Annotated in this window: 28 protein-coding genes and 1 tRNA gene; 13 read left to right on the forward strand and 16 right to left on the reverse strand. The window is 67.0% G+C overall.

Annotation, left to right across the window (positions count from 1 at the left end; translation table 11 throughout):
• Window positions 1-58 precede the first annotated feature (58 nt).
• The 4 genes from pstA to pstB form a co-directional block, all read right to left on the reverse strand.
• Window positions 59-949, reverse strand: a complete 891-nt coding sequence (gene pstA / locus GWG54_RS11600; RefSeq protein WP_167937928.1) for a phosphate ABC transporter permease PstA — start codon at window positions 947-949, stop codon at window positions 59-61.
• Window positions 949-1,872, reverse strand: a complete 924-nt coding sequence (gene pstC / locus GWG54_RS11605) for a phosphate ABC transporter permease subunit PstC (protein WP_167937929.1) — start codon at window positions 1,870-1,872, stop codon at window positions 949-951. Before pstC ends, pstA begins: the two co-directional genes overlap by 1 nt.
• Window positions 1,869-2,843: a PstS family phosphate ABC transporter substrate-binding protein gene (locus tag GWG54_RS11610; RefSeq protein ID WP_167937930.1), complete on the reverse strand. Its 975-nt coding sequence runs from the start codon at window positions 2,841-2,843 to the stop codon at window positions 1,869-1,871. The genes pstC and GWG54_RS11610 overlap by 4 nt, the downstream gene beginning before the upstream one ends.
• A gap of 293 nt (window positions 2,844-3,136) precedes the next feature.
• Window positions 3,137-4,015 (reverse strand): phosphate ABC transporter ATP-binding protein PstB, encoded by an 879-nt coding sequence (gene pstB, locus GWG54_RS11615; protein ID WP_394352926.1) that lies wholly within the window; start codon window positions 4,013-4,015, stop codon window positions 3,137-3,139.
• Window positions 4,016-4,398: 383 nt separating this feature from the next.
• Between pstB and GWG54_RS11620 the strand changes: the two genes are divergently transcribed.
• Window positions 4,399-4,620, forward strand: coding sequence for a hypothetical protein (locus GWG54_RS11620; RefSeq protein WP_167937905.1), 222 nt, complete (start codon window positions 4,399-4,401; stop codon window positions 4,618-4,620).
• A 39-nt stretch (window positions 4,621-4,659) separates the two neighbouring features.
• Here GWG54_RS11620 and GWG54_RS11625 read toward each other — a convergent pair whose 3' ends face one another.
• The 3 genes from GWG54_RS11625 to GWG54_RS11635 all read right to left on the reverse strand — a co-directional run bounded on the left by GWG54_RS11625 (window position 4,660) and on the right by GWG54_RS11635 (window position 8,889).
• A complete protein-coding gene (locus tag GWG54_RS11625; protein ID WP_167937932.1) occupies window positions 4,660-5,031 on the reverse strand; it encodes a 30S ribosomal protein S8e in 372 nt (123 codons plus the stop codon).
• Between the two features lie 72 nt (window positions 5,032-5,103).
• Entirely contained in the window at window positions 5,104-6,525 is a 1,422-nt protein-coding gene (locus GWG54_RS11630; protein ID WP_167937933.1) for a PQQ-binding-like beta-propeller repeat protein, read from the reverse strand.
• Window positions 6,526-6,633: 108 nt separating this feature from the next.
• Window positions 6,634-8,889, reverse strand: coding sequence for an NADP-dependent malic enzyme (locus GWG54_RS11635; RefSeq protein ID WP_167937934.1), 2,256 nt, complete (start codon window positions 8,887-8,889; stop codon window positions 6,634-6,636).
• A 127-nt stretch (window positions 8,890-9,016) separates the two neighbouring features.
• On the opposite strand from GWG54_RS11635, the gene GWG54_RS11640 reads away from it, so the two are divergent.
• Entirely contained in the window at window positions 9,017-9,502 is a 486-nt protein-coding gene (locus tag GWG54_RS11640; RefSeq protein ID WP_167937935.1) for a phosphopantetheine adenylyltransferase, read from the forward strand.
• 119 nt (window positions 9,503-9,621) lie between these two features.
• Here the strand turns inward: GWG54_RS11640 and GWG54_RS11645 are convergent, their stop codons facing one another.
• A complete protein-coding gene (locus tag GWG54_RS11645; protein ID WP_167937936.1) occupies window positions 9,622-9,930 on the reverse strand; it encodes a transcription initiation factor IIB family protein in 309 nt (102 codons plus the stop codon).
• Window positions 9,931-10,182: 252 nt separating this feature from the next.
• Between GWG54_RS11645 and GWG54_RS11650 the strand changes: the two genes are divergently transcribed.
• The 4 genes from GWG54_RS11650 to GWG54_RS11665 all read left to right on the forward strand — a co-directional run bounded on the left by GWG54_RS11650 (window position 10,183) and on the right by GWG54_RS11665 (window position 12,350).
• Window positions 10,183-10,356 (forward strand): hypothetical protein, encoded by a 174-nt coding sequence (locus GWG54_RS11650; RefSeq protein WP_167937937.1) that lies wholly within the window; start codon window positions 10,183-10,185, stop codon window positions 10,354-10,356.
• A 46-nt stretch (window positions 10,357-10,402) separates the two neighbouring features.
• Window positions 10,403-10,487: transfer RNA gene (locus tag GWG54_RS11655), tRNA-Leu, on the forward strand.
• 284 nt (window positions 10,488-10,771) lie between these two features.
• Window positions 10,772-11,584, forward strand: coding sequence for a diadenylate cyclase DacZ (dacZ, locus tag GWG54_RS11660; RefSeq protein ID WP_167937938.1), 813 nt, complete (start codon window positions 10,772-10,774; stop codon window positions 11,582-11,584).
• Between the two features lies 1 nt (window position 11,585).
• Window positions 11,586-12,350, forward strand: coding sequence for a mechanosensitive ion channel family protein (locus tag GWG54_RS11665; protein WP_167937939.1), 765 nt, complete (start codon window positions 11,586-11,588; stop codon window positions 12,348-12,350).
• A 24-nt stretch (window positions 12,351-12,374) separates the two neighbouring features.
• On the opposite strand, the gene GWG54_RS11670 is transcribed toward GWG54_RS11665, so the two are convergent.
• Window positions 12,375-13,199: a nucleoside phosphorylase gene (locus tag GWG54_RS11670; protein ID WP_167937940.1), complete on the reverse strand. Its 825-nt coding sequence runs from the start codon at window positions 13,197-13,199 to the stop codon at window positions 12,375-12,377.
• Between the two features lie 58 nt (window positions 13,200-13,257).
• On the opposite strand from GWG54_RS11670, the gene GWG54_RS11675 reads away from it, so the two are divergent.
• The gene (locus GWG54_RS11675; RefSeq protein WP_167937941.1) at window positions 13,258-13,689 is read left to right on the forward strand and encodes a DUF488 family protein; all 432 of its coding nucleotides are present in this window, start codon (window positions 13,258-13,260) and stop codon (window positions 13,687-13,689) included.
• An 11-nt stretch (window positions 13,690-13,700) separates the two neighbouring features.
• Here GWG54_RS11675 and cdd read toward each other — a convergent pair whose 3' ends face one another.
• From cdd to GWG54_RS11710, 7 genes are all read right to left on the reverse strand, one after another.
• The gene (gene cdd, locus GWG54_RS11680) at window positions 13,701-14,102 is read right to left on the reverse strand and encodes a cytidine deaminase (RefSeq protein WP_167937942.1); all 402 of its coding nucleotides are present in this window, start codon (window positions 14,100-14,102) and stop codon (window positions 13,701-13,703) included.
• Between the two features lie 55 nt (window positions 14,103-14,157).
• A complete protein-coding gene (locus tag GWG54_RS11685) occupies window positions 14,158-15,225 on the reverse strand; it encodes an ABC transporter permease (protein ID WP_167937943.1) in 1,068 nt (355 codons plus the stop codon).
• A complete protein-coding gene (locus tag GWG54_RS11690; RefSeq protein WP_167937944.1) occupies window positions 15,218-16,441 on the reverse strand; it encodes an ABC transporter permease in 1,224 nt (407 codons plus the stop codon). Before GWG54_RS11690 ends, GWG54_RS11685 begins: the two co-directional genes overlap by 8 nt.
• Complete coding sequence (locus tag GWG54_RS11695; protein WP_167937945.1) at window positions 16,441-18,048, reverse strand: ABC transporter ATP-binding protein; 1,608 nt, start codon at window positions 18,046-18,048, stop codon at window positions 16,441-16,443. Before GWG54_RS11695 ends, GWG54_RS11690 begins: the two co-directional genes overlap by 1 nt.
• A gap of 7 nt (window positions 18,049-18,055) precedes the next feature.
• Window positions 18,056-19,108 carry a BMP family protein gene (locus GWG54_RS11700; protein WP_167937946.1) on the reverse strand — a complete coding sequence of 351 codons (1,053 nt, stop codon included), beginning with the start codon at window positions 19,106-19,108 and terminating at the stop codon, window positions 18,056-18,058.
• Between the two features lie 121 nt (window positions 19,109-19,229).
• A complete protein-coding gene (locus GWG54_RS11705; protein ID WP_167937947.1) occupies window positions 19,230-20,597 on the reverse strand; it encodes a phosphomannomutase in 1,368 nt (455 codons plus the stop codon).
• 47 nt (window positions 20,598-20,644) lie between these two features.
• Window positions 20,645-21,274: a MaoC family dehydratase gene (locus GWG54_RS11710; protein ID WP_167937948.1), complete on the reverse strand. Its 630-nt coding sequence runs from the start codon at window positions 21,272-21,274 to the stop codon at window positions 20,645-20,647.
• Between the two features lie 233 nt (window positions 21,275-21,507).
• On the opposite strand from GWG54_RS11710, the gene GWG54_RS11715 reads away from it, so the two are divergent.
• From GWG54_RS11715 to GWG54_RS11740, 6 genes are all read left to right on the forward strand, one after another.
• Window positions 21,508-21,828 carry an AbrB/MazE/SpoVT family DNA-binding domain-containing protein gene (locus GWG54_RS11715; protein WP_008426166.1) on the forward strand — a complete coding sequence of 107 codons (321 nt, stop codon included), beginning with the start codon at window positions 21,508-21,510 and terminating at the stop codon, window positions 21,826-21,828.
• A complete protein-coding gene (locus GWG54_RS11720; RefSeq protein ID WP_049893168.1) occupies window positions 21,825-22,310 on the forward strand; it encodes a hypothetical protein in 486 nt (161 codons plus the stop codon). Before GWG54_RS11715 ends, GWG54_RS11720 begins: the two co-directional genes overlap by 4 nt.
• A gap of 41 nt (window positions 22,311-22,351) precedes the next feature.
• The gene (locus GWG54_RS11725) at window positions 22,352-22,897 is read left to right on the forward strand and encodes a poly(R)-hydroxyalkanoic acid synthase subunit PhaE (protein WP_167937949.1); all 546 of its coding nucleotides are present in this window, start codon (window positions 22,352-22,354) and stop codon (window positions 22,895-22,897) included.
• Window positions 22,894-24,279, forward strand: a complete 1,386-nt coding sequence (phaC, locus tag GWG54_RS11730) for a class III poly(R)-hydroxyalkanoic acid synthase subunit PhaC (RefSeq protein ID WP_167937950.1) — start codon at window positions 22,894-22,896, stop codon at window positions 24,277-24,279. The genes GWG54_RS11725 and phaC overlap by 4 nt, the downstream gene beginning before the upstream one ends.
• Window positions 24,280-24,405: 126 nt before the next feature.
• Window positions 24,406-25,149, forward strand: a complete 744-nt coding sequence (locus tag GWG54_RS11735) for a beta-ketoacyl-ACP reductase (protein ID WP_167937951.1) — start codon at window positions 24,406-24,408, stop codon at window positions 25,147-25,149.
• 269 nt (window positions 25,150-25,418) lie between these two features.
• Complete coding sequence (locus GWG54_RS11740; RefSeq protein WP_167937952.1) at window positions 25,419-26,588, forward strand: S8 family peptidase; 1,170 nt, start codon at window positions 25,419-25,421, stop codon at window positions 26,586-26,588.
• Window positions 26,589-26,605: the final 17 nt, after the last annotated feature.

The following is a 26,605-nucleotide window of genomic DNA, read 5'->3' on the forward strand; positions in this document are numbered from 1 at the left end:
GAAAGCGGGCGGCCTGAATACGGCGGCCCGGCGTCCGATCCCCGTCGGAACGCCCGGACTAGGTGCCGTCCTGCTGGTACCGGTTCCGGATGAGGATCGCGACGGAGTTGATCGACAGCAACACGACCAGCAGTGTCACGACGCCCGCGGCGACGACGCCGTACTGGAACTCCGTCTCGGGGTACGACGACCAGTTGTAGATCTGCAGGGGCATCGCGCTTACCTTGCTCAGGAAGCTGTTGGGAACGCCGAAGACGGTCGTCGGGGCCGCGATCATGATCAGCGGCGCGGTTTCGCCGATCGCCCGTCCGAGCGCCAGGATCGTTCCGGTCATGATCCCCGGCATCGCTCGCGGGAGAACGACGTTTCGGATCGTCTGCCACTTCGTCGCGCCCATCCCGTAGGACGCCTGCCGCTGGGAATCGGGGACCGATCGGATCGCCTCCTGGGCCGAGATGATCACGATCGGGAGGATGAGCAGGGCGACGGTAAACGCCGCGACGAAGATCGTCCCGTAGCCGAGATCCAGCAGGGTGACGAACAGCCCCAGTCCCAGCAGGCCGTAGACGACCGAGGGAACCCCGGCGAGGTTCGCGATGTTGAGTTCGATGAACTTGGTGAGGTAGCCGTCGCCGGCGTACTCCTCGAGGTAGATCGCGGCGCCGACGCCGAGCGGGAACGTGATCAGCGCGATCAGGAGCATGATCGCGATCGAGCCGACGAGCGCCGGCAGGAACCCGGCCTCGAACGGGTCCGGGTGGGGCGGGCTCGTGAGGAAGTCCCAGTCGAGCCAGCCGACGGCGTCGACGGAGACGTTTGCGAGCAGGGCCGCCAGCGAGACGATCCCGACGAGCGTCGCCGCCAGCGCGAGCAGGCGGAAGGCGGTGTCTTTCGTGCGACTGACCTGCCCGAACTCGGAGTCGGCGGCCTCGGACGTATCGGCCGCCATCAGCGGTACACCTCCCGGTAGCGCGACGCGACGAATTCACTGATGAGATTCATGACGAACGTGATGACGAACAGGGTGAGTCCGACCGCGAAGAGGCTCTTGTAGGCGGGGCCCTGGCCGACGAGGTCGCCCGTCCCGATCTGGACCATCGCCGCGGTCATCGTCTGGATCGAGTTCAGGAACAGGCCCGCGGGGTCGGTCACGTCGATGAGCCGCGGGGTCTGGCCTGCCGCGATGGCGACGATCATCGTCTCGCCGATCGCCCGCGAGAGCGCGAGGATGAACGACGAGAAGATGCCCGACAGCGCCGCGGGGACCACGACCGAGGTGGAGACGGTGAACTTCGTCGCGCCCAGCCCGTAGCTGGCCTGGCGCAGCGAGTCCGGCACCGCGCTCATCGCGTCCTCGCTGATCGAGGAGACCATCGGGATAATCATGATCCCGACCATGATCGACGCCGAGAGCGCGTTGAACGTCGACAGCGGCAGGAACGTATCCAGCGCCGGCGTGACGTAGACGAGCGCGAAGTAGCCGTAGACGACCGTCGGAACGCCCGCCAGGACCTCGAGCGCGGGCTTGAGGTACGACCGCTGGCGCTCGGAGGCGTACTCGCTCAGGTAGATCGCCGTCAGCAGTCCGATCGGGAGCGCGACGAGCGCCGCCCCGACGGTGATGACCAGCGTCCCCGAGATCAGGGGCAACACGCCGAACGAGACCGGTTCGTTCGTCGGGCTCCACCGCGTGCCCGTGAGGAACTCGACGAAGGAGACGTCCGAGAAGAAATCGACCGCGTCGACGAGCAGCGTCGCCACGATCGCGACGGTCGTCAGGATCGACAGCAGCGCACACAGCATGAAGAGGTACCGAAACGCCGTTCCGCGGGCGGTTCGAGCCCCGTCGTGGGAGAAGTCCGGCTGGCTCATCCGTCCACCTCGGCGATCCGTTCCTCGAGGCGCTCGAGGTTCTCGTCGCGCTGGTCCTCGGTGATCGGGACGTAGCCGACGTCCGAGACGAGGTCCGTCGCGGCCTGTTCCATGTAGAAGCGTGCGAAGTCACGGACCGCGGAGTCGGCGAGTGACTCCTTGGCGACGTAGATGAACAGCGGTCGTGAGAGGGGAGTGTACTCGCCGGACATCGCGGTTTCGGTCGACGGCTCGACGCAGCCGTTGCCGTCGTCGATCGAGACCGCCTTGATCGAGTCCGGGTTCTCGCTGTAGTAGGAGAACCCGAAGTATCCCATCGCGTACTCCGAGCCCTGAACCCCCTGGACGATCGTTCGGTCGCGCTCGGTCGCGTAGTAGTCGCTCTTGTGGTTGACATCTTCCCCGAGGACCGCCTCATTGAAGTAGTCGAACGTCCCCGAGGTCGTCGCGGCGCCGTAGAGTTCGAGTTCCTCGTCGGGCCAGTCCTCGTTGATGTCGCTCCAGCGCTCGGCGCCGTCGGCGCGCCAGATCTCGCGGAGTTCCTCGACGGTCAGACAGTCGATCCAGTCCGCCTCGGGGTTGACCACGACCGTCAGCGCGTCGGTCGCGACCGTGAACTCGAGCGGCGTGATGTCGTTGTCCCCGCACTGGTCGATCTCGGCGTCGGCGATCTCCCGGCTCGCGTTGTTGACGTCGGTTCGTCCCGCACAGAAGAAGTTCCCGAACCCCCCGCCGGTTCCGGTCTTACTGATCGAGACGTTGACCGTCGGGTTCTCCTCGGAGAACGCGGACCCGATCGCCTCGGTCACGGGGAAGACGGTGCTGCTCCCCGCGATGTTCACCTGGTCGTCCTCCGCGGCGAAGACGCTGCTACACCCCGCCAAACTACTGGAGAGGCCGACACCCGCCGCGGCAAGAAGAGTACGCCGACTGACACCGGTCGGCAGCGACGCCGTGGTTTCTCTCGCCATCACCGGATAGAAGCCGTATCGGAGGTAAGTATACTACTATGATTGCTATATAGAGATATATATCCTCAGTCGGACGCCCTCGAGCCCCGGTTCTTCTCGGAGGGAGCCGCTACGACGCTACAGAGCGATACGTACTCGGAACGAATCGACGACGGACGGACTACTCGCGTTCGGTAACGAATGCCGATCGAAAATATATAGGACGCTCGCGAAACTGGGGGGCGAAGGGTCGCGGTCGGTTCGCCGTCGAGTTCGGCGGGTGAACGGCTACGCCGTCCGCGACGGGGCGAAGGTTACCCGAACTTGCCGGTGATGTAGTCCTCGACGCGGTCGCTTTCGGGGTTCTCGAAGATCTTGTTGGTGTTGTCGAACTCGACGAGGTTCCCCCCGGTGAGGAAGACGGCCGTCTTGTCGGAGATGCGGGCCGCCTGCTGCATGTTATGGGTGACGATCGCGACCGTGTACTCCTCGGCGAGGTCTTCGATCAGGTCCTCGATCTTCGAGGTCGCGACCGGGTCCAGCGCCGAGGCCGGCTCGTCCATCAGGATGACCTCCGGGTCCGTGGCGATCGCCCGCGCGATACAGAGTCGCTGCTGTTGTCCGCCCGAGAGGTCGAGTCCGCTCTCGTCGAGCTGGTCCTCGACCTCCTCGAGTAGCGCCGCGCGCTCGAGGGCCGTGTAGACCTGCTCGTCGACGTCGTCGTCTTTCCCCTGGACGCGCAGCCCGTAGGCGACGTTGTCGTAGATGCTCTTCGGGAAGGGGTTGGGCTTCTGGAACACCATGCCGATCTTCCGGCGCAGGGCGACGGGGTCGACGTCCTCGTCGTAGATGTTCTTGCCGTGGAAGTAGAGGTCGCCCTCGACGCGGGCGACGTCGATGAGGTCGTTCATCCGGTTGATCGACCGCAGGAACGTCGACTTCCCGCAGCCCGAGGGGCCGATGAGCGCCGTCACTTGCTTCTCGGGGATGTCCATGTTGATCCCGTTCAGGGCTTGCGTGTCGCCGTAGAAAACGTCGAGATCCCGAGCCTCGATGACGGCGTCGTCAACTCGAGGCGATCCCAACGGCCTGTCGGCGCTCGACATGTCGACGTCGGCCGACGACGACGTCGTCGACGCCCCCTCGCGCTCCCGACTCTCGACCGCCGTGGATTCGCCGGTGTTCGCAGTCATGCCGGTTGCCTCAGCATTCGGGCTGAGCAAGTTACCTGTTGCGAAACGCCCGTCCGCGGAACCGATCGATGCGAGTTGCGATCGCAGTCCGTCGAGCCGGCCGTTCGTCTCGTCGCTCATTACCTCTCTCGAGGCGAGATCCGCCTAAATACCATGCTATGTCTCCTATATAGACCTATATACTCGTCTCCGATTGGTCGTCTCCCCGATCATTCTGACGACGCCTCGGTCCCGGCTGACTGCCACGGAACTCGGCGTTCCGCGAGAGGACCGCTTCGAGTCCCCGCGTGCGTCCGACGTCGTACCGGGGTCTCGCGACGCCTCCGGACGGCTCAATAGTACAACTAGCAACCGCTATGTATCGACCCGTCGTCGAGACGACCATGCGCGAACTCTCGAGCGAGGACGACGCGAGCAGCGAGCGAGCGAGCGACCCCGTGTCCTCGGCGCCGACGTCGGCGTCGCTCGACAGCGCCGTCGTCAGCTACGAGGATCGGGCTGACCGCCGGACGGTGTTTCCCGTGGACTGTCCGGACGAGCGGAAGCTCACGGCCTGGCTGAGTGCGAACGCGACCGCGTTCGTCGACCTCGAGGAGCGTCGCTGATCGGGTCGGCGTCGCGGAAAACGGTTCGACGGTCGGGAACTACTCGAGGAGAACGGCGTTGACCTGCCCGGTCTGGCCGGGGCGGGACGTCACGCGGGCCTGTCCTTCGGACGTCTCGATGACGGCGCCTTTCGTGATGATGTTCCGTCGGACGTAGTTCGGGTTCGCGTCGTTCTCGACGACGTCCTCGATCTCGGCCGTGACGGTCTCGCCGCCCTTGTTGACGTTTGCGACGTTAGTCGCGAGCGCGCGGGTCTTCGTGTCGGTGCCGCGGACGTCGACGACGCGGAATCGGGGCTCGCCGACCTGGGTCTCGGTCGGGAGTCGGCCGAGCTCGTTCTTGCGGCGCTTTCGGACGTTCTTCAGTCGGCCACCGGTTCGCTTGCGCGTGGAGCGTCCCTGGTTTTGCATACCCGGACAACGGCCCGGCGGATACTTGAATCCACGCTTTCGGATCGACCGCCGATTCCGGCCGGTTGCGGGTCACTCGTCGGGAACGAGGCAGTAGGCGTGACCCGGCTCCTCGAGGATCGTTTCGGCGTCGTCGTCCCAGTAGTTCGAGAAGACGCCCCGCTCGGCGTAGTAGATCCGGCCGTCGCGGGGGACCGGCGCGCTCGAGACGTGGCCGCGGTTCTCGACCCGCCAGCGCCGTTCTCCGGTCTCCTTGTCCAGCGCGTACAGGTGCGAGTCGTAGGAGCCGACGAGGATCGTGCCGGCGGTGGCGGTCACCGCGCCGATGATCGAGCCGTTGACGTCCGTCGACCACAGCTCCTCGCCGGTCTCGCAGTCGATCGCGTAGACGTGGTCGTCGTTGCTTCCGGTGTAGACGACGTTCTCCTCGGGATCCAGCGCGGGGTTTGCCATCGATCGGTTCTCGAACTCGAAGGTCCACTCCTCGGTCCCGTCCTCGAGGTCGATGCAGTGGAACCGTTCGTCCCAGGAGCCGACGTAGCCGTAGCCGTCGTGGGCCGCAGTCGTCCCCTTGATCTGGGCGCCGAGGTTGAACTCGCCGCCGGCTTTCTCCTCGCCGTCGGGGCCGCCCTCGCCGCCGGTCTGGTACGTCCAGGCGAACTCGAGCGAGGGGAACTCCCAGCAGTAGACGACGCCGTCGTTCGAGCCGACACAGAGCCGTCCCGCCTCGAGGTCGATCGTCGGCGAGGGGTGGGCCTGGCCCCAGATCCGGTCGTCGTGCCAGGTGGGCTCGCCCGTGGTGGCGTCGAACGTCCACAGCGCGCCCGAGGAGGGGCTGCCGTACTCGGCGATCACGTACAGCGTGCCGTCGTAGTAGGCGGGGCTCGAGCCGATCGCCAGCGTCCCCTCGAGTTCGTGGGACGGGGTATGCCAGACGATCTCGCCGGTTTCGACGTCGATCGCGTACAGGTCCCCGTCGTAGCCGCCGACGTAGGCCGTGCCGTCGACGATCGCCGGCGAGCCGTGAAAGCCGAGGTCGGTCGCCCCGGTCTCGGTCAGCCAGCGGGGTTCGCCCGAGGGGCGAACGCCGTGGACGAACCCGGTGTCGCCGGCGATCACGATCGTCTCGCCGTCGGGCGTCGGTAGCGGGCTCGACTTCGCGGCGGTGTGGCCCACGTTGTTGATCGGGAACGACCAGTTGACGCTGACGGAGTCGGGCACGCTCTCGTCGGGGTAGTAGCCGAGCCGTCGCAGGCCGCGGCGAAACATCGCCACGTCGTCGTCGGGGTGGCTCGCGTACGACGAGACGTCGTCGGCGACGTCGGGGTTGGGGTCGCTACCGTCGGCGCCGTTTTCCTGATCCGTCGGCTCCCACAGGGTACAGCCCGCGAGTCCCGCGGTCGCGGCGACCCCGGCGGCGCGAAGGAACCGTCTGCGGTACGCGTCGGTCGGTGCGGCGGAGTCGGCGAACGGGGGCTGAGATCGATCTGGCATATCGGGAGGTCCGTAAAAATTCGACGGAACGTATCCACAAAAGAACCCCGGTGTCCGTTGATCGCACTCCCTTTCGGCTCCGGCCTGGCGGGGACAGTTGCCCGCGGTCTACTCCTGTTGGGCGTCGACGACCGCCACGCCGGCCAGGTTCACGATGTCTTTGACCTCGTCGCCCCGCTGGAGGACGTGAACCGGTTCGTCCATGCCCACGAGCATCGGGCCGATCGCCTCGGCGCCGCCCAGCCGCTGGAGCAGCTTGTAGCCGATGTTGCCCGCCTCGAGGTTCGGGAAGACGAGCACGTTCGCGGGTTCCTCGAGCTCCGAGAAGCCGTAGGTGCCCTCGAGGATGTCCTCGACGACGGCCGTGTCGGCCTGCATCTCGCCGTCGACGGGGAAGTCGACCTCGGGGTCGTCCTGGAGCTGTCGGGCCGCCCGTCGGGGCTTTCGGGTTCCCTCGTTGTCGACGCTGCCGAAGTTCGAGTACGACAGCAACGCGGCCCGGGGTTCGACGTTGAACCGACGGGCGAGCTTCCCGGTCTGTTTGGTCACCTCCGCGAGGACCTCCTCGTCGGGGTTCTGGTTGACCGTCGCGTCGGCGATAAAGACGACGCGGTTTTTGAAGGTGAGCATGTAGACGCCCGCGGCGTAATCGACGTCCTCGGCGGTGCCGATCACCTGCAGCGGCGGGCGCAGCGCCGAGGGGTAGTGGTGGGAGAGCCCGGTCAGCAAGGCGTCGGCGTCGCCGCGTTCGACCATCACGCTCCCGAAGTAGTTCGAATCGGTCTCGACGAGCTCGCCCGCCTCGGTTCGCGTGATCCCCTTGCGCTGGCGCAGCTCGTGGAGCCGATCGGCGTAGGCTTCGTAGTCGCCAACCGCCGGGTCGGCGACCTGCGGTTCGAAGTCCAGGCCGAGGTTCGCGGCCGTCTGACGGATCTCGCTCTCGTCGCCGATCAGGATCGGTGCGGCGACTCCCTGTTCCTGGATCTGGTAGGCCGCCCGGATCATCTTCTCGTTTTCGCCCTCCGCGAGCGCGACCCGCTTGGGGTCGCTCTTGGCCTTGTTCAACACGACCCGCATCATCTCGCGGGACTTTCCGAGACGGGCCTCGAGCTGTTCTTCGTACTCCTCGAGGTCGATCTCGGTGCGGGCGGCGCCGCTTTCCATCGCGGCCTCGGCGACGGCGGGCGCGACCCGGAACAGCACGCGCGGATCGACGGGCTTCGGGATGATGTAGTCGGGGCCGTACTGCAGGGGTTCGTCGCCGTAGGCCTTGACGACGGCGTCGGGGACGTCCTCGCGAGCGAGTCGGGCCAGCGCGCGGGCGCAGGCGACTTTCATCTCCTCGTTGATCTCGGTCGCGCGGACATCCAGCGCGCCCCGGAAGATGAAGGGGAATCCGAGGACGTTGTTGACCTGATTGGGGTAGTCCGACCGACCCGTGGCCATGATGACCGTATCGTCGCGGGCGGCTTTCGCCTCCTCGTAGCCGATCTCGGGGTCGGGGTTGGCCATCGCGAAGATGATCGGATCCTCGTTCATCGAGCGGACCATCTCCTGGGAGACGATCCCGCCCGCCGAGAGCCCGACCAGCACGTCCGCACCCTCCATCGCGTCCGCGAGGTCGCCCCCGGGCAGGTCGCGGGCGAACTCCCGCTTGTACTCGTTGACGTCGCCGGCCTCGGCCCGGCGCTGGGTGATGATCCCCGAGGAGTCACACATCGTGATGTTCTCCTTGCGGACCCCGAGCGAGACGTAAAAGCGGGCCGTCGCGATCGCGCTCGCGCCCGCCCCCGAGAACACCACCTCGAGCTCCTCGAGGTCCTTGTCCGCGACGTCGGCGGCATTGACGAGCGCCGCCCCGGAGATGATCGCGGTGCCGTGTTGGTCGTCGTGGAATACGGGGATATCCATCTCCTCGCCCAGCCGCTCCTCGATGGTGAAACACTCCGGCGCCTTGATGTCTTCCAGGTTGATCCCGCCGAAGGTCGGCCCCATCATCCGCACGGCGTTGATGAGTTCTTCGGGATCGGCCTCGTCGAGTTCGATGTCGAAGACATCGATATCCGCGAAGCGCTTGAACAGCACGCCCTTCCCCTCCATCACCGGTTTCGACGCCTGCGCGCCGATGTTACCGAGACCCAACACGGCCGATCCGTTCGAGACGACGCCGACGAGGTTCCCCTTCGCCGTGTACGAGTAAGAGTCGTTTTCGTCCTCGGCGATCTCCATACACGGCGCGGCGACGCCCGGCGAGTACGCGAGCGAGAGATCCCGCTGTGTATTCGTCGGTTTCGTGGTCGATATTTCGATCTTACCCGGCGGATCGGTCCGATGATACTCCAGTGAATCCTCGTCGAGTCCCATACGGGAGCCACTGCGGGATACCACTAAAAACAATGCGAAAGGAACAATCGACGATCGTCGAAAGCAGTGCGAACGGAAGCACTGACGGAGTCGACCGTTTTATACGCGCCGCTCCAGTGGATGGAGTATGGACGTCGCGCTTGGTGGGACGTTCGACCCCGTTCACGACGGCCACCGCCGGCTGTTCGAACGGGCGTTCGAACTCGGGGACGTAACCGTCGGACTCACGAGCGACGGGCTCGCGCCGAAGACTCGCCACGTCGAACGCCACGTTAACTCCTTCGCGGAGCGAAAGGCAACGCTCGAACGCGAACTCGAACCCCTCGCCGAGGAACACGACAGGGCGTTCGAGGTCCGAACGCTCGAGGACCCGACCGGGATCGCGACCGAGCCGCAGTTCGATTACCTGGTCGTCTCCCCCGAGACGATCGAGGGCGGCAAACGGATCAACGAACTCCGCCACGAGCGCGGGCACGACCCCCTCGAGATCGTCGTCGTCCCGCACGCGCTGGCCGACGACGGCGACATCATCTCGAGTACCCGGATCGTCAACGGCGAGATCGACGAGCACGGCACCGTTCTCGAGGCCGACGCCGAGACGGAACGGCACTGATCGAGTCGGCCGGCGGGAACCTCCCACGACGTTCGATCAGCGATCCGATCGTTCGCTCCGGTTTCGGCACGATATCGTACACTTACGCGAGAGAGATGCGGTGAAACGTACCGCCTGACTCACCACCGCGGCGGCTCGAGTCCCGCTTCCTCGAGCAGATCCTTCCACCGCGACTGGATCGAGAGCCGGGAGACGTCCGCCGCCTCGGCGACGGCGCTCTGGGTGCGGCCGTCGCCGGCGACCAGCGAACCGGCGTACAGGCTCGCCGCCAGCGTCGCCCGCTTCGATCGGTCGGCGTCCGGGACATCGAGCAGGAACAGCTCCGCGGCACACGAGCGGGCCTCGCTCGAGAGCTCCAGTCGGTCGGCGGCCCGCTCGAGTCGCTGCAGCCAGGGTTCGTACTCGATGCGATCCCGAGCGCTGTGCATACCGTCCCGTACCCCGTCGGCGGAAATAAACCTGCGGTCCCGCGACGTGCTTGCCGTGCGGGCAGTAATCCCGCTCGGAACGGATCGGTACGTGTCCCAATACGCGGCTAGGCGCGGCAACATTCAGCTACGAACGACTCACCGAACCGGCCGTTCGCCGCCGATTTCGCTAGGATACGACTACTAAAGCACCGCTCCGTCGAACCTCGGGTCGACGCCCGTCGCTCCGATCGAGCCGGCGGTCCTCCCCTCATGAAAGAACCAACGTGCAAGCTGGTGTGTACCGGATGCGGCCTCGAGATGCCCTACCGGGATCGGTCCCTGGCCGAGCAGGCGGCCGAGCTCCACCAGCTTCGGGACTCGGAGCACGTCACGTTCATCGTTCCGCCGGACTGGTCGCCCGAAGAACCGGTCAAACACGAGTGAACCGGATCGACAGGTTCTTACTCGGTTCGCGAAAACCAGGGAACGAGCGCGGGTAGCCAAGCTAGGCCAACGGCGCAGCGCTTAGGACGCTGTCCCGTAGGGGTCCGCCGGTTCGAATCCGGTCCCGCGCATGCTTCTCCGAGCACTTCCGCGAGGAGAAGCATCGCGACGAGGATTCGAACGAGAGAGGACGCGCGCAGCACTGCGAGCACGTCCTCGCGTGGTTCGAATCCGGTCCCGGTTGCCCACACCTCGAGCCGACGGTCCCTCGAGACGAACCCGTTCCGCAGCGTACGAAAACCACACTACGGCTGCCGGGTCCGATGCTCCGAACGACCGTCCGTGCCACGCGTTGGCAAGACGGTCGTCAGACACTCCACAACGCTTATTCGCGCGGGAACGGCTTATACGAGCAATGGCCGGGTTAGACGATGTCTTCGGGGACCTCTTTTCGAACGTCGACGGCGTCGCGCTGTTCTCACCGAGCGGCTCCTACTACGAGCGCTTCGCCGACCTCGAGGACGGCGAGGTGATCGTCGTCGGTACCGAGAACGACGTCGGCGCGAGCACCTTCGTCGAGCTCCCCCTCGAGTTCGAGGACATCTCGGATCGGATCCGATTCGGGCTCGAGGGCGCGCTCGATCAGGAGATCATCGACGACGGCGACACGTTGGCGTGTGCGACGAGCGTCTTCGGCGACGACATCGATACTGTCTCGCGGGTCCGGGCCGACGCGGACAACCACACCGGCATCTACGACCTCTTCGCTCGCTCCCGCGCCGACCCGGAGGTCGTCAAGTCGGTCCTCGAGCTGGCGATCGAGCTCGGACAGAAGGGCCAGAAGGGCAAACCCGTCGGGGCGCTGTTCGTCGTCGGCGACGCGGGGAAGGTGATGAACAAGTCCCGGCCGCTGTCGTACAACCCCTTCGAGAAGTCCCACGTCCACGTCGGGGATCCGATCGTGAACGTAATGTTAAAGGAGTTCTCGCGGCTCGACGGCGCGTTCGTGATCTCCGACGCGGGTAAGATCGTCTCGGCGTACCGCTACCTCGAGCCCTCGGCGGAGGGCGTCGACATTCCGAAGGGCCTGGGCGCCCGGCACATGGCCGGCGGCGCGATCACGCGGGACACGAACGCGATCTCGATCGTGCTCTCCGAGAGCGACGGTCTCGTCCGGGCGTTCAAGGCCGGCGAGATCATTCTGGAGGTCGATCCGGAGGCGTACTAGCATGGACTGGCAGACGCTCATCGACGAACCGGCGGTGATAGCCGCGGCGGTGTTGATCCTCGGCCTCGTCGTCGGCTACCTGGTCGGGCGGCTCAACGAGGAGCTGCTGACGGCCTCCGGCGTGCCCGAAGCCGTCGAGGGGACCCCCTTCGAGCGCACCGCCCAGTCGCTGGGCACGTCGACCGTCGAGATCGTCGCCCGGCTGAGCGCGTGGTTCATCTACGGGATCGCCGTGCTGACGGCGATCCACATCGCACAGCTGCTCGACACCGACGCGTTCTGGCTGCGAGTGACCGAGTTCATTCCGCAGGTGTTCGTCGCCGTGCTCGTGATGATCGTCGGCTTCATTGTCGCGGACAAATCGGAGCTGACCGTCGGCGAGTACCTCCGCAGCGTCAAACTCCCGCAGGTCTCGGTGATTCCGAAACTCGTCAAGTACTCGGTGCTGTACGTCGCGCTGGTCATCGCGCTGGGACAGGTCGGCGTCCACGTCGTCGCGTTGTTGATCCTTCTGGCGATCTACGCCGTGGGGATCGTCGCCGTCGGCGCCTACGCCTTCAAGGACTTCCTCGTCTCGAGCGCGGCCGGCATCTACCTGCTGCTCAACCAACCGTACGGGATCGGCGACCGGGTTCGGGTCGGCGACCAGACCGGGATCGTCCAGGAGGTCGACCTGTTCGTGACGAAAATCGAGGACGACTCCGAGGAGTACATCGTCCCGAACCGCAAGGTCTTCGAGGACGGGATCGTCCGGGTTCGCGACTGACGGTGCGGGGCCGAGACGACGGGTTCAGTCCTCGAGCGAGAGTCCGGCGTGCCAGCGGTCGACGCCCGCTTCCCGTTTCGTCTCGTCCATCCTCGCGAGCAGGTGAGTCGCCAGCGTGGCGGTCTCGGCGGCTCGGGACTCGCCTTCGGTGCTGAACTCCCCGCCCTGGCGGTCGGCGTACACCGTACAGACCGCGCCCGCACGCAGCCCGTAGACGCTCGCGAGCGTCATGATGGCGCTGGCTTCCATCTCGATGTTCTTGACGTTCGCGGCGGCGAGCTCCTCGATCAGGTCCCGAGAGCCCGCGGCCTCGAACCCCTCGAAGCCGGGCCGACCCTGGCCGGCGTAGAAGGAGTCGGCGCTCATCGTGACGCCGGTGTGGTAGTCGTAGCCCAGCCGCTCGGCGGCGGCGATCAGCGCGCTGACGACCTCGTGGTCCGCCGCGGCGGGGTAGTCCTCGCGGACGTACTCGTCGCTGGTGCCCTCCTGGCGGAGCCCCCCGGTGGTGATCACGAGGTCGCCGACGTCCATCTCGGGCTGGACCGCGCCGCAGGAACCCACACGGATGAACGTCTCGCAGCCGACGCGAGCCAGTTCCTCGACCGCGATGGCCGCGGAGGGACTGCCGATCCCCGTCGAGGTGACCGAGATCGGCGTCCCCTCGTAGCTGCCCGTCGCGGTGCGGTACTCGCGGTGGTGGGCTCGGATCTCGTGGTCGTCCCAGTAGTCGACGATGACCTCGAGCCGTTCCGGATTCCCGGGCAGGAGGACGGTGTCGGCGACGTCCTCTCTCGCGACCTCGAGGTGGTACTGTACGTCGGCGTTCGGGTCTTCGCTGTCTCCCGGCATTCGGCTCCGCGGTTCACACCCGCGGTGTATATAAATGCCGGGCTTCCGTAGCCCCGGTATGGCAGACGGAACCCTCGCGGACACCTACGTCGCCGCGATCCAGCACGACCTGGCCGACCTCCCGCCCGGGGCGACCCGCGTCGGCGTCGTCCGGAAGCCGGCGCCGTGGTTCCACGCCGCCGTCGACGAGAACGTTCCCGAGCTGGGTCCGCCCGCCGAGCTCCTCGAGGAGATCCGATACACCGAGGACGACCTCAAGATCCAGGGGCTCTGCGAGGAGGGAGCCCACAACGCCGCCTGGGACCAGGTCGACTTCGACGAGCGCTACCGCGCGTACCTCGAGGGGTCTCCCGAAGCCCGGGCGGCCCTCGAGGCGCTCGCCGAGCGGCTCGCCGACGGGGAGTCGTTGGCGCTGGTCTGTTACGAGAACACCGAAAAGAAGCGGTGTCACCGGACGATTCTTCGGGAGCGACTCGAGGACCGCGACTGAGAGCGAGCGGCCTACTCGAGGGTCTCCTGCGTGATCGTATCCGGCAGCAACTCCCCGAGCGCGTACTCGCGAACCGACGGGGCGCCGTCCTCGTCGCCCAGATCGCAGTAGACGACGAGGTCGTCGTCGCAGAACTCGGTCAGCGTCTGGCGACACATCCCGCAGGGGGTGACGCCGTCCTGGCGGTCCGAACTCACTGCGAGCCGGGAAAAGTCCCGGTGGCCCGCTTTGACGGCCTCGGCGATCGCGACCTCCTCGGCGTGGAGGCTGTTGCTGAAGTTCGCGTTCTCGAGGTTGCAGCCGACGAACACCTCGCCGTCGGCCGTCTCGAGGGCGGCGCCGACGGCGTACTCGGAGTAGGGGACGTGTGCGTTCGCCCGAATCTCGCGGGCGGCGTCGATCAGTTCGTCCATACGCCCGATAGCCCGACCGGGCGCAAGAAGGCACCGGCCCGCGGCGACGGCGCGGCTACTCCTCGTCCCCGTCGTAGGGTTCGCCAGCCGCCTCCGGCAGCTGGGTCTTGCCGACGAACACGAGGACGACGATCACCGTCGCGTAGGGGATCGTCCGGATGAGCTCTGTCGGGACGGCGTAGCCGAGGTTCTGGAGCTGGATCTGCATCGCCTCGAGGCCGGCGAAGAGGAACGAGCCACCCAGCGCCCCGATCGGGTGGTAGTTCGCGAAGAGGTAGGTCGCGATGGCGATGAACCCGCGGCCGCCGATGGCGGTCTCGCCGCCGCCGGCGAACGTACCGAGCTGGCCCAGCGCGAAGCCGGCACCGCCGAGGCCGGCGAAGATCCCCGACAACAGGACGGCGGCGTAGCGCACCCTGCGGACGTCGACGCCGGCGGTGTCCAGCGCCTTCGGGTTCTCGCCGCTGGCGACGACCCACCGACCGAACGCCGTCCGGTTGAGGAGGTACCAGCCCGCGGCGGCCGCTCCGAGCATGATGTAGACCTGCGGCGGCGTGTCGAACAGCAGGTATCCCAGCAGCGGGATCTCCGAGAGGATCGGGATCGTAACGTTCTGGAACCGACCCACGCCCGCCGTGTTCGGACTGTCGAAGACGATCCGCGAGGCGAAGGGCGCGAGCCCGAGCGCGATCAGCCAGACGGCGAGCCCGGCGATGATCTGGTCGGCTTTGAAGTCGATGCAGACGACCGCGAAGATCAGCGCGAACAGCGTGCTCGCGAGGACGCCGACCGCGAACCCCCACCAGTGGTGAGAGAGCGCCAGGGTCGACCCGCCCGATCCCAGCCAGAAGGTGACGATGATCGAGGAGAACGCCGAGACGATGAGCAGCCCCTCGATCCCGATGTTGATCACGCCGCTTTTCTCGGCGAAGATGCCGCCGATCGCCGCCAGCGCGATGGGAACCGCGAGTCGGAGCATCGCCGTGTGCGTGCTCGGGCTGGCCGCGATCGACAGCAGGGCGCCCGCCCAGGAGTCGGGGAAGGCGAGGCCGGCGACGAGCCACAGCACCGCGAGCGCGCCGACCGCTCCCAGCACCGTCCGCCGGGAGCGTCCGCTACTCATCGGCACCACCTCCCGCGGCCCGCGCCGGGGCGGCGTCGGTATCGATGAACCGACGGCCGATCATCCGGAAGAACTCGGGCATCGCGACGAACAGGATCAACAGCCCGGAGAGAACGCCCACGAGCTCCGGGGGGACGTCCGTCGAGGTGTTGATCGAGCTCGAGCCGCTGTCGAGCACGCCGAACAGGAACGCGGCGGCGCCGACCCCCAGCGGGTTGTTCCCCGCGAGGATCGAGACGGCGATCCCGTCGAAGCCGAGGTCGGGGACGTTCTCGAGCCAGCGGCCGTGTTGCATCAGCACCCAGAACGCGCCCGCGACCCCGCCGAGCGCTCCCGAGAGCGTCATGCTCGCGACGGTCATACGCTTCTCGTCGACGCCGCCGTAGGCCGCGGCCTCGGGCTGGATCCCGGTCGTCCGGAGCTCGTACCCGAAGGTCGTCCGGGCGAGCAGCCAGGCGATCGCGATCATGAGCGCGACCGCGAACCCGAGCGCGAGCAAGGAGAAGTCCATCCGCCCGCTGAATCCCACGCCGGGAAGGGTCGGGATCTCGGCGTACTCGGGAACGGCGCGGGTTTGCGGGTTGGCGCTGTTGGGGTCCTGGAACCACCGGGAGAGCAGCGTCGCGGTGACGCCGGTGGCGATGAAGTTGAGCATGATCGTGGTGATCACCTCGTTCGCGTCGGCGTAGGCCTTGAGCGCGCCCGGAATCGCGCCGTAAAAGCCGCCACCGAGCGCGCCCGCGAGCACGCCGAGGGGAACCAGCAGGACGGTTCCGACGAAGCCGCCGGGAAGGTACGGCGCCGCGAACAGCACCGTCACCGCCGTCACCAGCCCGCCGACGACCAGCTGGCCCTGGGTTCCGATGTTGAACAGTCCCGCCCGAAACGCCACCGCGACCGACAGCCCGGCGAATATCAGCAGCGTCGTCTGTCGGAGCGTCGTCGCGAGGCTGTAGTTCATCGGACTCCACCCGCCCTCGAGCGGGTGGCCGAGCGAGCCGAGGAACAGCTCGTAGTAGACCTGCATCGGGTTGTAACAGAAAGTGACGCCGGCGATATCGAGCCCCGCCCGACAGGAGGCGAACGCGCCGGAGACGAAGACGAGCACGCCTCCGACGAGGATCGCCGCCACCAGCGCCGCGAGGCTGATGACGAGGCGTTCGAGGACCGACGCGTGGACGAGGCGCTCGAGCAGTCGCTCGAGGTCGTTCCGCATCAACGGTCACCCCCGTCGGCGGGGTTGCTCGCCGGGCGCTCCCGCGACCGGTCGTCCGGCTGCTCCCCCGCCATCAGGAGGCCGAGCTCCTCCTCCGTGACCGCGGCGGGATCGGTAACGTCGACGAACTCGCCCTCGTAGATGACCGCGAGCCGATCCGACAACCCCCGGACCTCGTCGAGGTTCGAGGAGACGAGCAACACGGCTTTGCCCTCGCGCCGCAGCTCGAGCAGCCGCTCGTGGATGAACTCGGTCGAGCCGATGTCGACGCCCCGGGTCGGGTGGGTCGCGACGACCAGCTCGGGGTCGCGCTCGAGTTCGCGTCCGACGACGAACTTCTGTTGGTTCCCCCCGGAGAACGATTCGGCGTCGGCGTCGGCGTTGGGCGGGCGAACGTCGTAGGTGCCGATGACGTCTTCGGCGTGGTCGCGAACGCCGGCCCAGTCGATGCGGCCGCCGCGGGCGAACCGCGGCGAGCGCTGGCTGCCCAGCACGGCGTTCTCGACGAGGTCGAACGGCATGACCAGTCCCTGCTCGTGGCGGTCCTCCGGGATGTGGGCCATTCCGGCCTCGATGCGCCGGCGCCGGGACCACGCTGAGACGTCCGTCTCGTCGAAGGAAACTCGCCCCGCGTCGGGCGTCCGAAGCCCCGTGATCGCTTCGATCAGTTCGCTTTGACCGTTGCCGTCGACGCCCGCGACGCCGAGGATTTCGCCGGCGCGAACCTCGAGGTCGATCCCCGAGACGAGTTCGACGCCGCGGTCGTCCTCGACGACCACGTTCGCGGCCTCGAGGATGGGGCGTCCGGTCTCGACGGGCTCGCCGCCGGTCTCGAGCAACACCTCGCGGCCGACCATCAGTTCGGCGAGCTCCTCGCGGGTCGTCCCCGCCGGATCGACCGTGCCGACAGACGAGCCGTCCCGGAGGATGGTGATTCGGTCGGCCGCGTGCATCGCCTCGCCGAGCTTGTGGGTGATGAAGATGATCGTCTTCCCCTGCTCGGTCAGCTCCTCGAGGACGCCGTAGAGGTCCTCGACTTCCTGGGGTGTGAGCACGGCCGTCGGTTCGTCGAGGATGAGCACGTCGGCACCGCGGTACAGCGCCTTCAGGATCTCGACGCGTTGCTGGGCGCCGACGCTTAGCTCCTCGATCGTCGCCGACGGATCGACGTCGAACCCGTACCGATCGCAGAGGTCGGCGATCTCCCGATCGATGCGGTCGCGGTCGACCGCCAGTCCGCCCCACTTCCGGGGTTCGTTGCCCATCGCGATGTTCTCGGCGACGGTCATCGGGTCGACCAGCATGAAGTGCTGGTGGATCATTCCGACGCCGGCGTCGATCGCGTCCCGCGGCCTGTCGAACGCTCGCTCCTGGCCGTCGACGACGACTTGACCCTCGGTGGGCTCGTAGAGCCCGTAGAGAACGTTCATCAGCGTCGTCTTTCCCGCGCCGTTCTCGCCCAACAGCGCGTGAACGCTCCCGCGTTCGACGCGGAGGTCGACGTCGTCGTTCGCGACGACGCCGGGGAACCGCTTCGTGATCCCGTCGAGGTGGACCGCGAGGTCCCGCTGCGATCGTGGGTTTCGGTCGTTCCCCGAATCGTTCATGCGAAACTCACAGTTCCTGTGGGACCTCGATCTCGCCGTCGATGATCGCCTGTCTGGTCGTCTCGACTTCCTCTGTGATCTCGTCTGGGATCTGATCGCCGATCGACTGCCCGTAGACGGTCTCGACGCCGTCTTCCTCGAGGCCGAGCCGTTCGGTCTCGCCGCCCTCGAACTCGTCGTCGATGACGGACTCGATCGCGGTGAACACCGCCTCGTCGACGCGTTTGACCATGCTCGCCAGGATGACGTCGGCGTAGTCCTCCTGGCTCACGGACTGGTCGTCGTCGACGCCGATCGCGAACCGCCCCTCGGCGTCGGCGGCCTGGAAGACGCCGACGCCGGTTCGACCCGCCGCGTGGAAGACGATGTCCGCGCCGTCGTTGTACATCGAGCGGGCCGTCTCCTGACCGCTCGCGGTGTCGTTGAAGTCGCCGACGTAGCTCGAGAGGACCTCGACGCTCGAGTCGACGTGCTCGACGCCGGCCTCGAAGCCGGCCTGGAACGACTCGATCAGCGGCGACTCCTCGCCGCCGACGAACCCGACGACGGACTCGTCGGGGTTGGTCTCGCCGTTGCCCGCCGCGAACTCGGTGCCAGTCAGCAGCGCCGACAGGGTCCCGACCAGAAACGAGCCCGCGGGCTCGTCGAAGTTGTAGCTGCGGACGTTGTCCGACTCGACGGCCGCGTCGACGATAATGAAGTCCTGGTCCGGATACTCCTCGGCGTTCCCGGAGAGCGCGTCCGCCTGCGCGAAGCCGATGCAACTAACCAGGTCGTAGTCCCCCGACGCGGCGAAGTCCCGCTGTGCACCCTCGAACTCGCCGACGGATTCGGGTTCGGCCTCGTCGTAGGTGATGTCGAACTCCTCGTCGGCCTGTTGAACCCCCTGCTGGGCCATGTCGTTGAACGAGTCGTCGCCCGTTCCACCGGTCGCGTACACCATCCCCACGGCGGCATCCGTCTCGCTTCCCCCCTCGCCGAATCCGCCGACGCAGCCGGCAATCGTCGCGAGCCCCGCCGCGCCCGCAGCGTGCAAGAAGCGCCGTCTGTCTCGTGCCATAGTACCGGGTAGTGCACGATACCGGGTTAAATGATGTGGATTCGCCTGCTACACCGACCAGATACGCGTTATATCAGATTCCGGCCACTACGCCGACGCGGGCCGGCGGACGATCGGGACGCTATCGCGACGTCTCGATCGCCCGCTCGATGACGGTCTCCGCGTCGTCGATCAGCTCGTCGACGGTGTCGCTCTCGGCGTAGAGCCGGACGTAGGGCTCGGTGCCGCTGGGGCGAACGAGCAGCCACGAGGCGTCCGCGAACTCGAGGCGGACGCCGTAGTCGGTGTCGACGCTCGCTTCGGGAAACGCCGCGGGGAGCTCGGACTCGAGGCGGGCCATCGCGTCGGCCTTGAGTCGATCCGGACAGTCGACGCTGACCTTCCGGTAGGGACGCTCCGTGACCGGCGCCCGGAGGCTCGCGACGTCCCCGGCCTCGGCGGCGAGCGCGGCGACGACGGCGGCGCTGGCGACCCCGTCGATCCAGCCGCCGAAGGGGACGTGGATGTGCTTCCAGGGTTCGGCCGCAAAGACGACCGCGGCGTCCTCGCCCGCTCGCTTGCGCTCCCGGGCGATTCCCTCGTGGAGCGCGCCCAGACGGACCCGCTCGACGCGTCCGCCCGCTTCGCGAACCCGCTCGTCGATCCGGGCCGAGGCGTTGGGCGTCGTGACGACGACTGGGTCCTCGACGTCGCTTTCCCCCGCGTAGTGTTCGGCCGCGACCGCGAGGACGGTGTCCTCGTGGACGACCGAGCCGTCGGGCTCGAGGACGACGAGCCGATCCGCGTCCCCGTCGTGAGCGAGCCCGAGGTCGAACGAGCCCGCGGCGAGGAAGTCGCTGAACTCCGTCAGCGTCTCGGGGGTCGGTTTGCTCTCTCGGCCGGAGAAGTGGCCGTCGACGTTGGCGTTGACGCCGACGACCTCGGCGCCGAGGGCGTCGAGCACCTGCGGCGTCGCCAGCGCGCCGACGCCGTTTCCGCAGTCGACCGCGATCGACAGCCCCGAAAGCGGGGCCTCGCTCTCGAAGCGGGTTCGGACGTAGTCCGCGACGGCGTCGCGGTACTCGCCGAGGACGTCGGCCCGCTCGGAGCGACCCCACTCCTCCCAGGCGGCCAGCCCCGACTCGTCGGCGCCGACCTGCTCGTCGATCAGCGCCTCGGCGTCGCTGTCGTACTCGACGCCGTCGGCGAACAGTTTGATCCCGTTGTCGCTCGGCGGGTTGTGACTCGCGGTGAGCATCACGCCGCGTCGTCCCTGCGACGCGAACGCCAGCGCCGGCGTCGGCACGCGGCCGACCCGACGGACGTCGGCACCGGCGCTCTCGAGGCCGGCCTCCATCGCCGCGGCCAGCGCCGGCCCCGTCTCCCGTCCGTCGCGTCCGACGACGAACGCGGTGCCGGGCTCGCCCGCGGCCTGACCGACCGAGAGCGCAAGCGTTGGCGATACGTCCTCGACTGGGCCCCGGATCCCCGCGGTCCCGAACAGTGTCATGATGGGCCGTTCCGCGAGGAGCTACTTATTCGCCTCGAAGGGGCGCGCTAGGCCTCGGGGAGGTCGTCGATCAGGACGACGGCCTCGCCGTCGACGACGGTTTCGTCGTCGTCCTCGTCGCGGACAACCGTCTCGAGGCGGTACTGCTCGTTGCCCAGGTCCTCGACGATCTCGACGCGGGCCGAGACGCGGTCGCCGACTCCGACCGGGCCGGCGAACTCCAGATCCTGGGAGAGGTAGATCGTCAGCCCCGGCAGCCGAGCCAGCGCGGCGCTGATCAGCCCCGAGACGAGCGTGCCGTGGACGATGCGGCCGCCGAAGCGGGTCTCGGCGGCGAACTCGTCGTCGAGATGGAGGCGGTTCGTGTCGCCGCTGATCTCGGCGAACGCCCGGACGTCCTCGTCGGAGAGGGCCTTCTCGAAGGTGACGTGGTCGCCCGGACCGAGCGCCGTCGGATCCTCGACGCTGCGCTCGAACGTCCAGTCGGGATCGGCGTACTCGAGCGAGGGGATCGAGGCGTCGGCGTGCTCGCCGTTCGATTCGGTTCCGGTTGAATCCATCGCGGCGATCGCCGCGCGGTTGGCCGCGGTCGCGCTCCGGAGGACCGATCGGGTCGCGGTGGACCAGGCGTTGGCCAGGGCGCCAAACCCGTTCTCGCCGGCGTTCTGGTGGGACATCTACTCCCGCTATAGGGACGAGGCCATTATACCTCTTTGGTCGCACAATGCGGGGTTATCCGCGGAGGCGACGGGGCGGTAACCGACGCTTTCGAACGACCGCGGCGCGGGCTCGATCGGAAAATCACACGACGGGGCGACGATAACCCCTAATATGCAGCTGAAACCACTCAATGGCATTCGATGGTACAGAGCGGAAACGCTTATGAGGCCGGAGCGCGTTGACACCAGTGATGACGGACGACTCCGACCGATCGCCCTGGTTTCCGCCGTCGATGTTCGCCGAGCAGATGCAAAGCGCCGGCGAACAGGTCGCCGAATCCCAGCAGGAGATGCTGAAGCAGCTGTTGGAAGCCGGCTCCGCGAACCCCCTCGAGAGCGCCTCGAGCTTCGGGCCGATGAACATGGGGACGGCGACGTTCAAGGCGCGGGTCCAGAGCGGCGGTCGGATCAGCATTCCCGAACCCGAACGGGAAGCCCTCGACATCGAGGAGGGCGATATCGTCCAGACGATCGTCGTTCCCGTCAAGCGAAACCGCGAGGAAGACCAATGACACAGAACCCACTCACCGCCATGTTTACCGCACAGCGCACCGCCATCGAACAGAGCCAGCAGCTCACCCACGACGCCCTCGAGGCCCAGAAAACCTCCTTCGGCGCCGTCGTCGACGCCGTCGAGTCCTCGAGCTCGGCCGTCGAGACCAACGCCGAGTTCACCAAGGGCGCCGTCGCGGCCTACTTCGACGCTGTCGAGGCGTCGCTGCCCGAGGACGGCCCCGACCTCGAGGAGTTCCGCGCGCAGTTCGAGGAGAACGTCGACGCGATGACCGACGCCCAGCAGGAGTCGCTGTCGGCCGTCGCCGAGGCCCTCCAGGAGTCCGAGGCCGCCTACGACGAGTTCGCCGCCAGCTACGCCGAGGTCGTCGACACCAGCTTCGAGGCCGTCCTCGAGGCCCACCAGCAGGCCGAGGAGAACGCGTCGGCGATGACCGAGAACGTCGACGCCGTCGCCGAGGAGTTCGACGTCTCGGCGTAACGACCACAGCCTTTTGATCACACGCCCCCTCTTCCCACACAATGACAGACACACCGCCGCAGTCACAGAACTGGAACGCGTTCGCCGAACAGTGGAATGAGCAGTTCCTCGAGGCCTTCGAGAACAACGTCGAGGCCCAGGCTCGATTCGTCGAGAGCTGGGCCGAGACGGTCGGCGAGATGAGCGACGACGCCGAGCTCTCCGAGGGCGTGGAGGGCTACGCCCGCGCCTACGAGGCCTGGATGAACGCCTCCCAGCAGATGGTCGAACGGATGAACGACCAGCTCGAGGGCGAGGACGTCGAGCTCGATGAGTTCCGCGACGTCTGGCTCAACACCGCGAACGAGGCGTTCAAGGAGGTCATGTCGACGACCGCCTTCGCGAAGATGACCGGCGAGACCGTCGGCGACGTCCTCGAGCTCCAGCAGGAGGCCGACGAGGTCGCCGAGGAGACGCTGCACTCGCTTGGCTTCCCGACCGAGAGCGACGTCGTCGAGGTCGGCGACCGCCTGGTGGAGCTCGAGCGCCGCCAGCACGCCGTCGAGGAGAAACTCGACCGCGTTCTCGAGCACCTCGAGGAGCAATGAAGAACCCGTACGCGACCGCCCTGGAGATGCAACGCCAGGCCTGGGAGGGCGCCGCCGACCTCGCCGAGAAAACGCAGGTCGCGCCCGACCGAACCGAGACCGTCGAGAACATCGAGGTCGGCCAGACCCCCAGCGAGGTCGTCTACGAGGAGAACAAGCTCGAGTTGCTCCACTACGAACCGAAGACCGAGGAGCAACACGACATCCCGATCCTCATCGTCTACGCGCTGATCAACAAGCCCTACATCCTCGACCTGCAGCCGGATCGCTCGGTCGTCCAGACGCTGCTCGAGGCCGGCTTCGACGTCTACCTGATCGACTGGGGCGAGCCCTCGAAGCTCGACCGCCAGCTCGGGCTCGACGACTACGTCAACCGCTATATCGACAACTGCGTCGACGTCGTCCGCGAGCGCTCGGGCCAGGACGCGATCAACGTGCTCGGCTACTGTATGGGCGGGACGATGTCGGCGATGTACGCCGCCCAGCACCCCGAGAAGGTCGAGAACCTCGCCCTGATGGCCGCCGGCCTCTGCTTTGCGGGCGACGGCGGCGTCCTCGAGCTGTGGGGCGCCGAGGACTACTACGACCCCGAGAAAGTTACCGAGACCTTCGACAACGTCCCCGCGGAGTTCTTAGACGTCGGCTTCGCGCTGATGGATCCCGTCGCCAACAACGTGACGAAGTACGTCCGCTTCTACGACAACATGGAGGACGAGGACTTCGTCGAGAACTTCGGCCGGATGGAGCGCTGGCTCGACGAGGGGATCGACGTCGCGGGGAAGGCCTACGAGGAGTTCATCCGCGACATCTACCAGGAGAACAAGCTCGTCGCGAACGAACTCGAGCTGGGCGGGGAGGAAATCGACGTCTCGGACATCGACATGCCCGTCCTCCAGATCGTCGCAGAGTACGACCACCTCATCCCGCCGGGAGCCTCGAAACCGTTCAACGAGGCCGTCGGCTCCGACGACACCGAGGTCATGGAGTTCGCGACCGGCCACATCGGAATGTCGGTCTCTTCCCGGAGCCACGCCGAGCTCTGGCCCGACGTCTGCGACTGGTTCGAGGCCCGCTCGACGGTCGAGACCGAGGCCGAGCCGGAGACGCCCGAACCCGACGAGCCCGATGCGGGGCTGGCCGAGGACGTCGAAGGCGACGAGACCGGCCTCGACGAGTTCTCGGAGGAAGCCCTCGAGGAGACGGAGGTCGACGACCTGACCGAACTCGACGGCGTCGGCCAGTCCTACGCGAACGACCTCGCTGCGGTCGGCATCACCTCCTTCGAGGAACTCGCCGACGCCGACCCCGACGAGCTCGCCGACGAGACCGACATCGCCGTCGCCCGCCTCGAGGACTGGATCGACCAGGCCGCCCAGCGGTAACGCCCGTCGGCGCTCGCGGATTCGCGTCGAGTCCCCGGGATTCGACGTCCCCACTTTTATCCGAGGTGGAAATTTTGAAACAAGCATGTCATTATATAACCATCGGTAGCACAGTGTGTACTAACGATGTCCATGGAGGGACGTACCTGTGTCATTACGGGCTCGGCGCGAGGGATCGGGCGCGGGATCGCGGAACACCTCGGCGAGGAGGGGGCGAACGTCGTCATCAACTACCGGTCGTCGGAGGGGGCCGCACACGAGGCCATCGACGCGATCGAGGACGCGGGCGGGCGAGCCGTCGCGGCCCAGGCCGACGTCTCGGTCCCCGAGGACGTCGAGCACATGCGCGACGTTTGCCACGAGGCGTTCGGCCCGGCCGACGTCCTCGTGAACAACGCCGGCATCACCGCCGACAAACAGTTCACCGAGATGTCCCGCGCGGAGTGGGATCGGGTGATGGACGTCAACCTCGGCGGGATGTTCAACTGCACCCAGACGTTCTACGACGACATCTGGAACGCCGACGAGGGGCGACTGATCAACATCTCGAGCGTCGTCGGCAAACAGGGCAACTTCGGCCAGGCCAACTACGCGACCGCGAAAAGCGGCATGTTCGGCTTTACCCGGACGATCGCCCTCGAGTTCGCCCAGGGCGGTTCGACGGCCAACTGCGTCGCGCCCGGCTTTACCCGGACCGACATGGTCGAGAGCGTTCCGGACCACGTTCTCGAGCGGATCATCTCGGGGATCCCCCTCGAACGCCTGGCGGAGGTCGAGGACATCGCCGCCGTCGTTCGCTTCCTCGCGAGCAGGGAGTCGTCGTACATTACGGGCGAGGTGATCGACGTCAACGGCGGAATGGACCTCTGAACCCGCCGTAGCGTCCCGTTTTTCCGATCCGACTCCGCGGCTCGGCGGGAGCCGACAGCGGCACCTCCTCCCGGCCGCCGGCGGGGAGAACGCGCTTCGAGCGACCTGGCGTCGACTTCCCGAACCGGATCGCGGACGAACGCGGCGGTTCGCGGTTTACAGATCAGTTCGGCTCGAAAATTTCGGGCTCTGTTCGATGCCTTTGAGTTTCAAGTTATTTATTTTATTATGAAAAATATTATAGTATATTATAGTATAATGATATTTGAATGGTGCAAAATAACGAAGCCGATTACTCGAGAACGAGCCGTCGATCGATCCTTCGGGCGACTTCCGGCGCCGTCGCCGGCGTCGGACTCGCGGGCGTCGCGACGGCCGATTCCGGCGAGAGGCGCGAGGTCAACGTCGGGTTCGAGAACGACCGCGGTCGCAACGCCGCGGCGGAGGCGGCGACCGACGTCCGGCGGGAGTTCGCGTTCGACGCGATGACGATCACCGTCCCGGAACGGGCCCTGAACGGCCTCCGGCGGAACCCGAACGTCCGATACGTCGAGCGAAACGGCGAGATGCACGCGTTCGAGCAAACTACGCCCTGGGGCGTCGACCGCGTCGACGCGCCGGTAGCACACGACGCCGGCGAGGGCGGATCGGGAGCGGACGTCGCGATCATCGACACGGGTATCGATTCGACCCACGAGGCGCTGCAGGACGTACTCGGCGAGGGAGCAGCGTTCACCGACTGCGGCGGGTTCGCCTGCCTGTTCGGCGGTAACGGAAACGACTGTAACCGGTCGTGGGACGACGACAACGACCACGGCACGCACTGCGCCGGAACGGCCGTCGCGCCGGACGACGGCACCGGCGTCGTCGGCGTCGCGACCCGATCGACCCTCCATCCAGTCAAGGTCCTCGACTGTCTCGGCAGCGGCACGAACTCGGACATCGCCGCCGGAATCGAGCACACGGCCGAGCAGGGCTGGGACGTCGCGAGCCTGAGTCTGGGCGGGGCCCAGTCCGATCTCGTCTCCGACGCCTGCGCGTACGCCCACGACAACGGCGTCCTCGTCGTCGCAGCCGCGGGCAACGACGGCGAGTGCACCGACTGCGTGAGCTATCCGGCCGCGGAACCGAACGTGATCGCGGTCAGCGCGACGACCGAATCCGACGAGATCGCGGCGTTCTCGTCGACAGGCCCCGAGATCGACATCGCCGCACCGGGAGAGGGAATCTACTCGACGGTCGCCGGCGGCTACGACACCCTCTCCGGAACGTCGATGGCCTGTCCGCACGTCGCCGGTGCGGCGGGACAGCTCATGGCCAACGGCTACACCAACGAGGAGGCTCGAGCCAGGCTCCAGGAGACGGCGGCGGACATCGGCCTCGAGGAGACCGAACAGGGCCACGGGCTCCTCGACGTCGCCGCCGCGCTGGACGTCTAGGCGCCGCGACGCCCGCG

The sequence above is a fragment of the Natronococcus sp. JC468 genome, from assembly GCF_012163165.1.
GTDB classification, from domain to species: Archaea; Halobacteriota; Halobacteria; order Halobacteriales; family Natrialbaceae; genus Natronococcus; species Natronococcus jeotgali.